Source organism: Streptomyces sp. NPDC047042 (assembly GCF_040644035.1).
In the GTDB taxonomy this organism is placed as follows: Bacteria; Actinomycetota; Actinomycetes; order Streptomycetales; family Streptomycetaceae; genus Streptomyces.
This window is the reverse complement of sequence record NZ_JBEYVP010000005.1, coordinates 205,622-218,193: the sequence shown is the minus strand read 5'-3', so window position 1 is coordinate 218,193 and position 12,572 is coordinate 205,622. Positions and strand designations below refer to the sequence as shown.

Sequence of the window (12,572 nt, the reverse complement as noted above, 5' to 3'; positions counted from 1 at the left end):
AGGTCTCCGCGTGGTGTGGGTGAGCGTGGAGCGAGCGGTACGGCAGGGAGACGTGGACCGGTCGTGACGACGACGTGGGTCTATCGTCTCCCGGCCCGCGTGCCGTGGGGAGTGGGGGCGTCGTGGGTACGCCGGCCGGCGAGCCAGGTGCCCAGGACAGGGAGGTGCGCGAGGTCCCCGGGGGCGGTCCCGGCCGGATCGGCGGCGAGATGCACCAGGTCGGCGCGCATTCCGGGACGCAACGCGCCCCATTCCTGCTCCTCGAACGCCTGGTGGGCGCATCCCGCGGAGTAGGCGGCGAGAGCGGTGTCGATGTCTATCCGCTCCTTGGGGAGCCAGCCGCCCTCGGGAATCCCCTCGGGTGTCTGGCGGGTGACCGCGGTGGCGATGCCCCGCAGTGGTTCATGGGCGGTGACCGGCCAGTCGCTGCCGAACGAGAGCCGGGCGCCGGAGCCGAGCAGGGCGGCGATCTGGTACTGCCGCCCGCCTCGTTCCGGGCCGATCCTCGGGAGCGTCAGCTCGGTCATCAGGGGGTCCGGCTGGGCCCACAGCGGCTGGAGGTTGGCGATCACGCCGAGGGCGGCGAACCGGGCCAGGTCGGCGGGGTCGATCAGCTGGGCGTGCGCGATGACCGGACGGCGGTCGCGGGCGCCGTTGGCGCGGGTGGCGGCCTCGATCGCGTCCAGGGCGGCCCGGACACCGCCGTCGCCGATGGCGTGGAGGTGCGCGCGGAAGCCGAGCGCGTCGACGGCGGTGACGGCCTCGGCGAGTTCCTGGGGCGCCCAGTTGGCGATGCCGTGCGAGTGGGGGCAGTCGGTGTAGGGCTCGAGGAGGGCGGCGGTGCCGGCCTCGATGACACCGTCGGCGAAGAACTTCACGCTCCGCGCGGTCAGCAGCCCGGGAGCGGAGCTCTCCACCTTCTCCCGGTCCGCCGCGAACCGCAGGACGCGCTCGCGCCAGCCGTCGGGTTGCAGGACGAAGGCGAGATCGGCGCGGAGGGGAAGCCCCGGCCCGGTGGTCGCCGCGGTGACCCAGACGTCGGCGTGGTGCGGTTCGACCCAGGCATCCTGGACCCAGGTCACGCCGGCCGCGGCGAACCGGGCTGCGGCTTCGCGCAGCGCCGCCACCTGTGCCTCGTGGGACGCCGTGGGAACGAGGTCGAGCACCGGGCCGAGGGCGCCGAACTCGCGCAGGGTGCCCAGCGGCTCGGTGGATCCTTCCCGGCGCAGGATCTCCCCGCCCGCCGGGTCCGGGGTGTCGGCGGTGTAACCGGCCCGGCGCAGGGCCTCGCTGTTCACCCAGGCGGTGTGGTGGTCCATGGTGCGCAGGACAACGGGACGGTCGGGTACGGCCGCGTCCAGCCACCGGGCGTCGAACCGGCCGTCGGGGGCGAGCCACGGGTCGAAGCCGTCACCGGTGATCCACTCCGTCTCCGGGTGTCCGGCGGCCCAGCCCCGTACGACGTCGACGATCTCCTCGACGCTTCCACGGTCCCGGACCGGCACCCCGGCCAGACCCAGTCCGCCCATCACGGGGTGCACATGTCCGTCGCCGAACGCCGGCAACAGGGCCCCGCCGGCCAGGTCGACGACGGTGGTACGCGGTCCCCGGGCGGCCATCGCTTGTGCGCCGAGCGCGGTGATCCGGCCGCCGGTGACGGCGAGGGCGTCGTGGACGGGGTCGTCGAAGGCCCCGGTCCGGACGGTCCCTCCGGTGAAGACGATGTCGGCGTGCATGGCGTGTGGCGGTGCCTTTCCTTCGGCCGACCACCTAACTGAAAGGTGTTCGGTTTCCGGTAATGTAGGCGCCGTCCGGGCGACTGGGAAGAGTTTTACTGAATGCCATTCGGTAACGTCTGGGTTACGGCAAGCGAAGACAATTTCTCCGAGGAGCCACCGTGGGACGGCCGCGCACACCCCTGCTGGACCGCCGGCGCATCGGTGCCGCCGCACTGCGCCTGGCCGACGAGAAGGGCGCCCTCTCCATCCCGGCCCTGGCCAAAGCCCTGGGTGTCGCCCCGTCCGCGCTCTACCACCACGTCGCCGGCCGCGACGAGATCATCTCGCTGATGCGCGAGGAACTCGCCCTGACGACCGGGGACGACCAGGACTGGTCACAGCCCTGGGAGAAGGCCCTGGAGGGCTGGGCCCGCTCCTATCTCGCCGCCTTCGCCGCCCACCCCGGGGCGGTACCCCTGCTCGCCACCGCTCCGCTGGCCGAGCCGTTCATGCACGCGATGTACGAGAAGGTCGCCGAGCTGCTCCTGGGCGCGGGTTTCGCCACGCACGAGGTCATGCCGCTGATCACCGCGCTGGAGAGCTTCGTTCTCGGCTCCGCCCTCGACCTGGTGGCGCCGCCCGTGATGGTCTCCGACGTCGCCCGCGACACGACTCCGCACCTCGGCGCCGTACTCGACGCGACCCCCACCGACCGCAGCCGCGCCACCCTGGCCTTCGACCTCGGGCTGCGCGCCCTGCTCACCGGGTTCCGCGACCTGCTCCGTCAATGACGAGCGCCTCGGTGCGCCCGGGGGGGTGGGCGGACCGAGGCGTGCTCGTCGGATCTCAGTGCTGGCTGCAGTAGTTGACCCAGCGGTGCGAGGAGATGTTGTTGTTGACGCTCGCCCCGAATCCCTCCAGGCCCTCGCCGTAGGTGAAGTGGTAGCGGTTGGTGGTGGTGTCCCTCCAGCGGTCGCCCTGGGAGATGCACGCGTGCGCGCCACCGCCGCCCGGAGCGGTGTAGAGGTCGACCGCGTCGTTGCCGCCCTCGTAGCCGTTGTTCCAGATGTCGGAGGTCAGGTTGCGGCAGAGGCCCCAGTTGTCGGAGTTGCCCTCCCACTTGCACTCCCGGCCGCCGCCGTTCGGCTGGGTGAAGACGTGGAGGAACCCGTCCGCGGAGACGAGTTGGGCGGACCGCGTCCCCTGGGATCCGGCGTCCAGCGCGTTGGCGCCGGAGAGCGGGGAGAAAAGGGTGACGACGGCGGCGGCCGAGGCCGCGAGGGTGACGAGACGCTTGATGGACATGGCAATCCTCGTTTTCGTTGTGAGCGGGATGGTGCGACCACGGCTCGGGGCCGTGGGGGTCTGTGGGGGAGCGGACCGCGCTTCAGTCGCCGCGTGCGACGATCGCGCGGGCCCGGGGCAGCGCCTCGCGCTTGAGGCGCGCGAGATCGGCCGACTCCCTGGGGTGGCGGCGCCGCAACTCGTCGCGGTACTCGGTGTCCAGGGCCTTCGCCACGGACGACAGGCCGCTGGAGAGGGCGCAGCGCGCCTCCGCCGAGGCGAGCCGGACCTCCTTGGCGCGCGGCCAGGGAGTTGACGGCTGGGTGGCGGCGGCACGGGTCTGCCCGGGGACGGTGTAGGTGTACCCCTGACCGCGCATGCAGCGCGCCCACGGTTCGGCGGCCGCCTTGTAGCGCTTGTCGTTCATCACCAGACCGATGCGCGTGTCGGCCAGGCTGTCGGCGACCCGGGTGGCCCGGAACCAGGCCTGGAGGTCGGAGTACAACTGCCGTTGGGCGGTGGACTGGCAGCCCTGGTCGCTGTGGGTGATCTCCATGCCGTTGGGCAGCCGGACCGAAAGCCCTTCCGGCCGCGCCCCGTTGATGGCGGCCACCAGGACGGCCCTGGTCTTCGCCGGCTTGGAACGGAAGTACCGCTGGTTGGGGTTGCTCCGGGCCCTGGCGTCGTCGGCGAGCCGAAGGTCGGTGCCGTAGCCGTGGGCCTTCGCCCATGCCAAGTCGTCGACGACGTAGGGGAACCGGGTCGAGAGGTTCTCGGGATCGGGCGGCTCGACCCAGTACTTGTGGCCCTGCTTCTCCATGCACTCCTTGATGAGGAGCTGTTCGGCGAGCTGGAGCGTCTCGCGCGGCGTGCCCTCGACCCTGCGCGGGCCGGCGTCGGCGGCAGCGGGGGCCGACGCGGTGTCGCCCGCACAGCCGGTCGCCGTCGTGGCCAGCAGGCCCGCGGTCAGCAGGGCCAAGGTCCAGCGGTGCATCGGTGCCTCCCGGGGCTCTCTCGAACGAACGTGTTGCTTTCGAGCCGTTGACGCGTCGTGGAGCGCGTCCGTATGCCCTCTGACCGAAGAATCTTTCGCTGCCCCCGGCGGTCATACGACGACGCCGTGAGAGCCGTCTGCAGAGTCTGATGAGCCTGATGAGCTTCATGCAGGCGATTTGCAGCGCATTTGCAGAGGGGTCCGCGACGCTCTGCGTGTGACCGAGACCAGCACGCTCTCGGGCGCTGGATTCCCGCCTCAGGCCCGTGCCGCTCCCCCCACGGGGGTGGGGAAGCGGCACGGATGTCCATCACCGCTGTCTCCGGTCCGTCCGGTGACGTCACCCATGAGAAGGAAGAGTTCCTTGAAGATCAGCAGCACGCGCCGCCGGACCAGCGCCGCGTTCTTGGGGGCCTCGGTCCTCGCCCTGTCCGCGTTCCTCTCCGCTCCGGCCCACGCGGCGCCGGCCGCCACCTGTGGTGTCCTCGCTCAGGGTGCCTCCGCCACCGCGCAGGCCGCCGTGAACGCCGCCTGTTCGCAGATCGGCGTCTGGTACAGCTGGGGCGGCGGGCACGGAGCCACGCCGGGCGCCAGTTACGGCTTCTACGACGGCTCGGACCCCGACAGCCTCCACGACGGCGAGCGCAAGGGCTTCGACTGCTCAGGCCTGGTGCGCTACGCGTACGCGCAGGCCACCGGCAAGGACCTGCTCAACGGCACGGCCGACGACCAGTTCCACAGCTCACAGGCCTCGGCCCGCTTCTCCGCCGCGCAGGGCAGCGCCCCACTGCTGCCGGGGGACCTCATGTTCTGGGGCAGGGGACACATCCATCACGTCGCCATCTACCTGGGCGGCGGGCAGCTGGTCGAGGCGTTCGAGTCGGGCACCCACATCCGGGTCGCGCCCGTGCGCACCGGCGGCGACTACGCGGGCGCGATCCGGATCAACGGGTCGGGCACCCCCACCCCGCCGCCCGCGAACGGCGGCACGACCTTCGAGACCTGGGGCACGGGAGTACGGACCCACCGCACCCCGAGCGTGCGCGGTGCGGTGGTGGACACCTTCGCCGGACCGACCCAGGTGTCCGTCCAGTGCCAGCAGCACGCCGAGAGCGTCACCGCCGAGGGCTACACCAACGACATCTGGTCCAAACTGGCCGACGGTTCCTGGCTGACGAACATCTACATCAAGGGCCCGGCGTCGCTGCCCGGCATTCCGGACTGCGGCGGCAGCAGCACCCCGCCGCCGGCGAACGGCAGCAAGCCGTTCCAGACCTGGGGCACCGGGGTCCGTACGCACAGCGAGCCGAACGTCAACGCCGGTGTGGTCGACTACTTCGCGCAGCCCACCACGGTCAACGTGGTCTGCCAGGCGCACGCCCAGGAAGTGACGGCCGACGGCTACACCAACGACGCCTGGTCCAAGCTGACGAACGGCTCCTGGATGACGAACATCTACATCAAGGGAGCGGCCTGGCTGCCGGGCGTACCGACCTGCTGACACCGGGGCATGCCGTCGCGGGCCGCCGGAGGGGCCGGCCTCCGGCGGCCTCGGGCGAAGGTGGGTGAGAACGCGACCGCCCGGGGCCACCGAGCCGACGGTGGTGGCGGTGGCGACGTGAGCCGTGCTGGACCCGCCCGGCCGACTGGTCGCGGGGCGACCGATGACCGGACCCCCGTCTTGCCGCGTCCCGGCACGACGAGCACCACAGCCTGCCTGCGGCAGCGCCAGCGGTGCGCGGCCTGCGCTGGAAACCTCCTGGGGTCGCGGGCCGCGGCCGCCGAGCGACCACTTCATCCTCGGCGGCACGCGACGCTCACCCCGTCGCGAGGGAGATCTCGGTCGACTTGATCAGGGCGACGACCGGTGAACCGGCCGCCAGGCCCAGGTCGTTCACGGCGTCCGTGGTGATTGCGGCCGTGAGTGAACCGCCCGCGACGGTGACCTTGACGGACGCCATGGCGACGCCGGTGGTGAGGTCGGCGACCGTACCGGGGAGCTGGTTGCGGATGGAGACGCCCTCGACGACGGCCGTGGCGAGGGAGACCTCCGTCGACTTGACCAGGGCGCGCACGGCGGTGCCCGCGGTCAGGCCGAGATCCCTGACGGAGTCCCGGGTGATCGCGGCGGTGATCTCCTGGCCACCGTCGAGGCGGACCTTGACGGTGGCCATGACCTCTCCGGTGGTGACGGCGATGACGGTGCCGGGGATCTGGTTGCGGATGCTCAGACTCATGGCGGGTACGCCTCACAGGGAAGAAGGTGCGGAATGTGCGCTTTTGCTCTGCGTGGGGCTCACGCTAACCGGGCCGGGGGCCGGGTCCCGGTCAGGCCGGGTACGCGTGGGTCTGTGTCGCCTTGACGGTCGCCCAGACCTCGGCACCCGGATGCAGATCGAGTTCGGCCGCGGCGATGGTGGTGAGGTCGGCGGCGAGGGGGAGTTCGCCGGTGAGGTTCGCACGGATCTGGTCACCGTGGGTCTCCAGTCCGGCCACCTCGCAGCGCCACAGGTTACGGGCGCTGGAGCCGGTGGGCCGGTGGCGGTGCAGGGTCACGGCGCCGGGCGGGAAGGCGACGAAGACCGGGCCGGTGAGATCCTCGGTGGTGGTGATCGCCGGCCCGGTGTCCAGCGTGACGGTGTGGCCCTGGGCCCGGCCCGGGTAGAGGTTGACGCCGACCAGTTGGGCGATGTAGTCGGTGCGCGGCCGGCGCGCGATGTCCTGCGGCGGCCCCTCCTGCACGACCCGGCCGTGTTCGACGACCACCAGCCGGTCCGCGAGCACCATCGCGTCCAGCGGGTCGTGCGTGACCAGGACGGCCACGGCCTCGAAGTCGGCCAGGTGGCGCCGGAGTTGGGCGCGGACTTCGAGGCGGGTACGGGCGTCCAGCGCGGCCAGCGGTTCGTCGAGGAGCAGCAGCCGGGGCCGGGTCGCCAGGGCGCGGGCGAGCGCGACGCGCTGGGCCTGGCCGCCGGAGAGCCTGCGCGGTTTGGCGCCGGCCTGGTCGGCGAGCCCCATCCGCTCCAGCCACTCGGCGGCCGTCGCCCGGGCCTCCGCCTTGCTCGCCCCCCGGCAGCGCGGACCGAAGGCGACGTTGTCCAGGGCGGTGAGATGGGGAAAGAGCAGGTAGTCCTGGAAGACGACACCGACCGGGCGGGACTCGGGCGGCGTACGCTCCAACTCCACCCCGTCCAGTCGCAGATGGCCGTCGTCGAGCGGGGTGAGCCCCGCCAGGGCGCGCAACGCGGTGGTCTTGCCGGCGCCGTTGGGCCCTAGCAGCGCCACGACATCGCCGGGCGCCGCCGTCAGCCGGACGTCGAGCCGGAAGGAGCCCCGGTCGACGACGACCCGGGCGTCGAGCCCCCCGTCGGACGCGCTGTCCGAACCGGGGGCGAGGCGGGACTTCGTATCGTCCATGGAGGTCATGACGGGGTCATCCAACGGTCGCGCAGCCCGGCCAGGACCGCGATCGAGACGGCGAGCAGGACCAGGCTCAGGGCGATGGCGGCGGCCGGGTCGCTCTGCAGGGCCAGATACACCGCCAGGGGCATCGTCTGCGTACGGCCCGGAAAGTTGCCCGCGAAGGTGATCGTCGCCCCGAACTCGCCCAGCGCCCGGGCCCAGGCCAGGACCGCGCCGGCCGCGACCCCGGGGGCGATGAGCGGCAGGGTGACCCGGCGGAACGCGGTGAAGCGGGAGGCGCCCAGCGTCGTGGCGGCCTCCTCGTAGCGCGGGTCGGCGGCGCGGAGTGTGCCCTCGACGCTGATGACCAGGAACGGCATCGCGACGAACGCCTCCGCGACCACCACGCCGGCCGTGGTGAACGGCAGCGTGATCCCGAACCACGAGTCCAGCCACTGCCCGACGACCCCGTTGCGCCCGAGGGCGAGCAGCAGCGCCACACCCCCGACGACCGGCGGCAGCACCAGCGGCAGCGTCACCAGCGCCCGTACGAGACCGCGGCCGCGGAACTCGGCGCGGGCCAGCAGCCAGGCGAGCGGGACGCCCAGCACCACACTCACCGCCGTCGCGGCGGTGGCGCAGAACAGGGACAGCCGCAGGGCCTGCCACACCTCGGGGCTGGTCAGCTGATCGGGCAGAGTGCTCCAGGGCGTCCGTACCAGCAACGCGATCAGCGGCAGGAGAAGGAACGCCAGACCCACGAGCGCGGGAACAAGGAGCGGAACCGGCACGGCCGACCGACGGCCCCGGGCCCGGCCCTTGCCCGGCTCCCGGCCCTTGCCCGGGCCCCGGTCCCGGGACCCGCCTCGGACACGCCCGCGCCGCGGTCCGCCATCGGTCAGGGTGTCGGCCGCGGCGCGGGCGTCGTCGGGTTCGGTCACGGCTCGAGGAATCCCGCCCCGGTCAGAACCTGCCGGCCCGCGGCGGACCGGACCAGCTCGATGAACGCCTTCGCGGTGTCCGCGTGCGGCGCGTCCTTGAGCAGGACGATCGGATAGTCGTTGATGGCCTGGGCCGACTCGGGGAACTCCACACCCTCCACTTTGTCACCTGCCGCGTTGACATCGGTCCGGTAGACGACGGAGGCGTCGGCCTCCTTCAGCTCGACCTTGGTCAGGGCGCTCTTGACGTCCTGCTCGTACGACACGGGCGTGAGCTTCAGGCCGCTCGCGTCGAGGGCCTTCTGCGCGGCGGCACCGCACGGCACCTCCTTGTCGCAGAGGACGACCTTCAGGCCGGACCTGGTGAGGTCCTTGAGAGAGGCGATCTTGTCGGGGTTGCCCGGCAGGGTGGCGATCTCCAGCTGGTTGCGGACGAAGGTGACCGGGGTCCCGGCGGCGTCCTTCGCGTCGGTGACGATCTTCATCGTCTTGGGGCTGGCGGAGGCGAACACATCGGCCGGGGCGCCGCCGGTGATGCTCGCGGCGAGGGAGTCGCTGCCGCCGAAGCTGAAGGTGACCTTCGTACCGGGGTACTTCTTCTCGAACGTCCTGCCCAACGTCGTGAAGCTCTCCTTGAGGGACGCGGCGGCGAACACGGTCACCGTGCCGGACAGCTTCGGCGCGGCGGACCCCGAGGAGTCCGGCTTCGCCGACGAGTCGTCGGAGGAGGCGCAGGCGCTCACCGCCAGCAGCGTGGCGACGCTCACGCCGGCCACCTGCAGGGTCCGGCGGGTCCGGCGAGCGGAACGGGTCATCACGGGGCTACTCCCTCGGCTTCTCACGGCAGGCACACGCCGATACTACTGCCGCAAATGCGAGGTGCAGGAATTCGGTGGCATCGCATGATCCAGGAAGATTTCCAAATCACCTGGCATGTGCGGTCGGTATGGCGGAGGTCACCCGTTGCTCTCCTCCTCGTCCCGTCGGTTCAAGTTCTGTTCAACACACCTTGCGTACTCCCGACTTTCACACCAGCGTCATCAGGCACTTCCCTGTCGTTTGGTGCCCTTGCGACACTCCAACCGCGCGTATCCCCCAGGACGAGAGGTCACCCCGTCATGTCCGAAGTCAATCGGCGCCGCTTCCTCCAACTCGCGGGCGCGACCACGGCGTTCACCGCTCTCTCCAGCAGCATCGAGCGCGCCGCCGCCCTCCCCGCGCACCACCGCACCGGGACGATCGAGGATGTCGAGCACATCGTCGTCCTGATGCAGGAGAACCGGTCCTTCGACCACTACTTCGGTTCACTGCGCGGTGTCCGGGGCTTCGGGGACCCGCATCCGGTCAGCCAGGTGAACGGCAAGTCGGTGTGGCACCAGTCGGACGGCACCAAGGACGTACTGCCCTTCCGGCCGGACGCCGACGACCTGGGACTGGCCTTCATCCAGGACCTCCCGCACGGCTGGAGCGACGGGCACGTCGCCTTCAACAACGGCAAGTACGACAAGTGGATCCAGGCCAAGTCGTCGACGACGATGGCCTATCTGAACCGCCAGGACATCCCGTTCCACTACGCGCTGGCCGACTCCTTCACCATCTGCGACGCGTACCACTGCTCGTTCATCGGCTCCACCGACCCGAACCGCTACTACATGTGGACGGGCTACACGGGCAACGACGGCAAGGGCGGCGGCCCCGTCCTCGGCAACGACGAGGAGGGGTACGGCTGGACGACGTACCCGGAGCGCCTCGAGAAGGCGGGCGTGTCCTGGAAGATCTACCAGGACGTCGGCGACGGGCTCGACGCGGCCGGCTCCTGGGGCTGGATCGAGGACGCCTACCGGGGCAACTACGGCGACAACTCGCTCCTCTACTTCAACCAGTACCGCGACGCGAAGCCCGGCGACCCCCTCTACGACAAGGCCCGCACCGGCACCGACGCCCGCAAGGGCGAGGGCTTCTTCGACCAGCTCAAGGCGGACGTGGCAGGGGGCAGGCTGCCGCAGGTCTCCTGGATCGTCGCCCCCGAGGCCTTCACCGAGCACCCCAACTGGCCCGCGAACTACGGCGCCTGGTACATCTCCCAGGTCCTGGACGCGCTCACCTCCGACCCCGAGGTGTGGGCGAAGACGGCCCTGTTCATCACGTATGACGAGAACGACGGGTTCTTCGACCACCTCGTGCCGCCGTTCCCGCCGCAGTCGGCCGCGCAGGGCAAGTCGACGGTCGACGTCGGCCCCGATCTCTTCAAGGGCGACAGCAGTCACGCGGCCGGTACCTACGGACTCGGGCAGCGGGTGCCGATGCTGGTCGTCTCGCCCTGGAGCAAGGGCGGGTTCGTCTGCTCGGAGACCCTCGACCACACGTCGATCATCCGGTTCATGGAGAGCCGGTTCGGCGTGCACGAGCCCAACATCTCGCCCTGGCGGCGCGCGGTCTGCGGCGATCTGACGGCCGCCTTCGACTTCTCCCACAAGGACACCAGGCCGGTCGCCCTCCCCGACACCGACGGCTACCTGCCTCCGGACAAGGGCCGCCACCCCGACTACGTCCCGGTCCCGCCGGCCCACCCGGTCCTGCCCCGGCAGGAGCGCGGCCTGCGTCCGGCCCGCCCGCTCAAGTACGCGCCCCACGTGGACGGTTCGGCCGACCTCGCGGCCGGGAAGTTCACGCTCTCCTTCGCCTCCGGCGCCCACGCCGGCGCCGCGTTCCTGGTCACCTCCGGCAACCGCACCGACGGCCCGTGGGCGTACACCACCGAAGCCGGCAAGACCGTCTCCGACACCTGGAACTCGGCGTACTCGAAGGACGCCTACGACCTGACGGTGCACGGCCCGAACGGCTTCCTGCGCGTCTTCAAGGGGCGCGGCAAGGGCCCCGCCGGACCCGAGGTGACCGCCCGCCACACCGGCGACGACCTCGAGCTGACCCTCACCAACAAGGGCTCCAGGACAGTGGAGTTGAAGCTGAGCAGCGGGTACGGGGGACACGCGCGGACGATCTCGGTGCGGGCCGGCGCGACCGTGCGGCACCGGGTGGACCTGGGGGCGAGCAAGCGGTGGTACGACCTGACCGTCACCTCGGTGTCGGACGCGTCCTTCCTGCGCCGGTTCGCCGGGCACGTGGAGAACGGCCGGGCGGGTGTGAGCGATCCGGCGATCGTGACCTGCTGAGAGTCCGTATCGGGGGAGCGGGTGGGAGCCGGGGCGCCTTGACCGGGACATGGTTGTCACGCAGCCATGCCACGGTAGTGTGCCCCGGTGACCACGCAATCGAACATACCTGCAGGTTGGTACGCGGATCCGAATGGAGCGCCCCAGACGCTCCGATACTGGGACGGTTCCCAGTGGACCGAGCACACCAACACCGACCAGCAGCAGGCGCAGCAGCCCCCGGCCCAGCAGCAGCCGCAGGCGGCGCCGGTGCAGCCCGCGCAGCCGGCCCAGCAGGGATTCGGCGGGCCCCAGAAGGGGTTCGGGCCGACGCAGCCGGCCGCCGCCGGTGACCCGCGTGTGCAGCGGCAGGTGCAGCAGCAGGCCGGGGTCGCGGCGGGCGGGGCCGGCGGTGGCACGTTGTTCAGCGAGCCGGTGCTGGTGGTGAACCAGAAGGCCAAGCTGATCGAGCTGACCAACGAGTACAAGGTCATGGACCAGCACGGCCGGGATCTCGGATCGGTGGTCCAGGTCGGCCAGAGCGTGCTGAAGAAGATCCTTCGCTTTGTCTCCAGCCTCGACCAGTTCATGACGCACAAGCTGGAGATCCGGGACGTCCACGGGCAGCCGGTGCTGTTGCTGACGCGTCCCCGCAAGTTCCTGAAGTCCCGGGTGATCGTGCAGCGTCCGGACGGTTCGCCGGTTGGTGAGATCGTCCAGCAGAACATGATCGGGAAGATCAACTTCGCGATCAACGCGGGTGGTCAGCAGGTCGGCGCGATCAAGGCGGAGAACTGGCGGGCCTGGAACTTCGCGATCGTCGACCACGCGGAGAACGAGGTCGCCCGTATCACCAAGACCTGGGAAGGTCTGGCGAAGACGATGTTCACGACCTCGGACAACTACGTCCTGCAGATCCACTACCAGCTGCCCGAGCCCCTGCTGAGCCTCGTGGTGGCGACGGCGCTGACCGTCGACACGGCGCTGAAGCAGGATTCACGGGGTCTGGGCTGACGGGTCGGTTCACAGCCGACGCTTCGGTTCACAGAGCGCGACCGAGGCCCCTGTTCACGGGTGTTCA

Annotated in this window: 11 protein-coding genes; 4 read left to right on the top strand and 7 right to left on the bottom strand. The window is 71.0% G+C overall.

Annotated features, from left to right (window positions below; genetic code table 11):
- Positions 1–80: 80 nt before the first annotated feature.
- A complete protein-coding gene (locus tag ABZ855_RS07350) occupies positions 81–1,736 on the bottom strand; it encodes an amidohydrolase (RefSeq protein WP_360802360.1) in 1,656 nt (551 codons plus the stop codon).
- Positions 1,737–1,897: 161 nt separating this feature from the next.
- On the opposite strand from ABZ855_RS07350, the gene ABZ855_RS07345 reads away from it, so the two are divergent.
- Entirely contained in the window at positions 1,898–2,509 is a 612-nt protein-coding gene (locus ABZ855_RS07345) for a TetR/AcrR family transcriptional regulator (protein ID WP_360802357.1), read from the top strand.
- 55 nt (positions 2,510–2,564) lie between these two features.
- Here the strand turns inward: ABZ855_RS07345 and ABZ855_RS07340 are convergent, their stop codons facing one another.
- Both ABZ855_RS07340 and ABZ855_RS07335 read right to left on the bottom strand, forming a co-directional pair.
- Positions 2,565–3,023 carry a hypothetical protein gene (locus tag ABZ855_RS07340; protein ID WP_360802354.1) on the bottom strand — a complete coding sequence of 153 codons (459 nt, stop codon included), beginning with the start codon at positions 3,021–3,023 and terminating at the stop codon, positions 2,565–2,567.
- A gap of 82 nt (positions 3,024–3,105) precedes the next feature.
- Positions 3,106–3,996 carry a hypothetical protein gene (locus ABZ855_RS07335; protein WP_360802351.1) on the bottom strand — a complete coding sequence of 297 codons (891 nt, stop codon included), beginning with the start codon at positions 3,994–3,996 and terminating at the stop codon, positions 3,106–3,108.
- Positions 3,997–4,360: 364 nt separating this feature from the next.
- On the opposite strand from ABZ855_RS07335, the gene ABZ855_RS07330 reads away from it, so the two are divergent.
- The gene (locus tag ABZ855_RS07330; RefSeq protein WP_360802349.1) at positions 4,361–5,497 is read left to right on the top strand and encodes a C40 family peptidase; all 1,137 of its coding nucleotides are present in this window, start codon (positions 4,361–4,363) and stop codon (positions 5,495–5,497) included.
- A 316-nt stretch (positions 5,498–5,813) separates the two neighbouring features.
- Here ABZ855_RS07330 and ABZ855_RS07325 read toward each other — a convergent pair whose 3' ends face one another.
- From ABZ855_RS07325 to modA, 4 genes are all read right to left on the bottom strand, one after another.
- Positions 5,814–6,233: a TOBE domain-containing protein gene (locus tag ABZ855_RS07325; protein ID WP_360802346.1), complete on the bottom strand. Its 420-nt coding sequence runs from the start codon at positions 6,231–6,233 to the stop codon at positions 5,814–5,816.
- 91 nt (positions 6,234–6,324) lie between these two features.
- Positions 6,325–7,413 (bottom strand): ABC transporter ATP-binding protein, encoded by a 1,089-nt coding sequence (locus tag ABZ855_RS07320; protein WP_360802637.1) that lies wholly within the window; start codon positions 7,411–7,413, stop codon positions 6,325–6,327.
- 5 nt (positions 7,414–7,418) lie between these two features.
- Positions 7,419–8,339, bottom strand: a complete 921-nt coding sequence (gene modB / locus ABZ855_RS07315) for a molybdate ABC transporter permease subunit (protein WP_360802343.1) — start codon at positions 8,337–8,339, stop codon at positions 7,419–7,421.
- A complete protein-coding gene (gene modA / locus ABZ855_RS07310; RefSeq protein ID WP_360802340.1) occupies positions 8,336–9,154 on the bottom strand; it encodes a molybdate ABC transporter substrate-binding protein in 819 nt (272 codons plus the stop codon). The genes modB and modA overlap by 4 nt, the downstream gene beginning before the upstream one ends.
- Before the next feature lie 303 nt (positions 9,155–9,457).
- Between modA and ABZ855_RS07305 the strand changes: the two genes are divergently transcribed.
- A complete protein-coding gene (locus tag ABZ855_RS07305; protein WP_360802337.1) occupies positions 9,458–11,512 on the top strand; it encodes a phosphocholine-specific phospholipase C in 2,055 nt (684 codons plus the stop codon).
- An 87-nt stretch (positions 11,513–11,599) separates the two neighbouring features.
- Positions 11,600–12,505: a phospholipid scramblase-related protein gene (locus tag ABZ855_RS07300; protein WP_360802334.1), complete on the top strand. Its 906-nt coding sequence runs from the start codon at positions 11,600–11,602 to the stop codon at positions 12,503–12,505.
- The last annotated feature ends 67 nt before the right edge of the window (positions 12,506–12,572 follow it).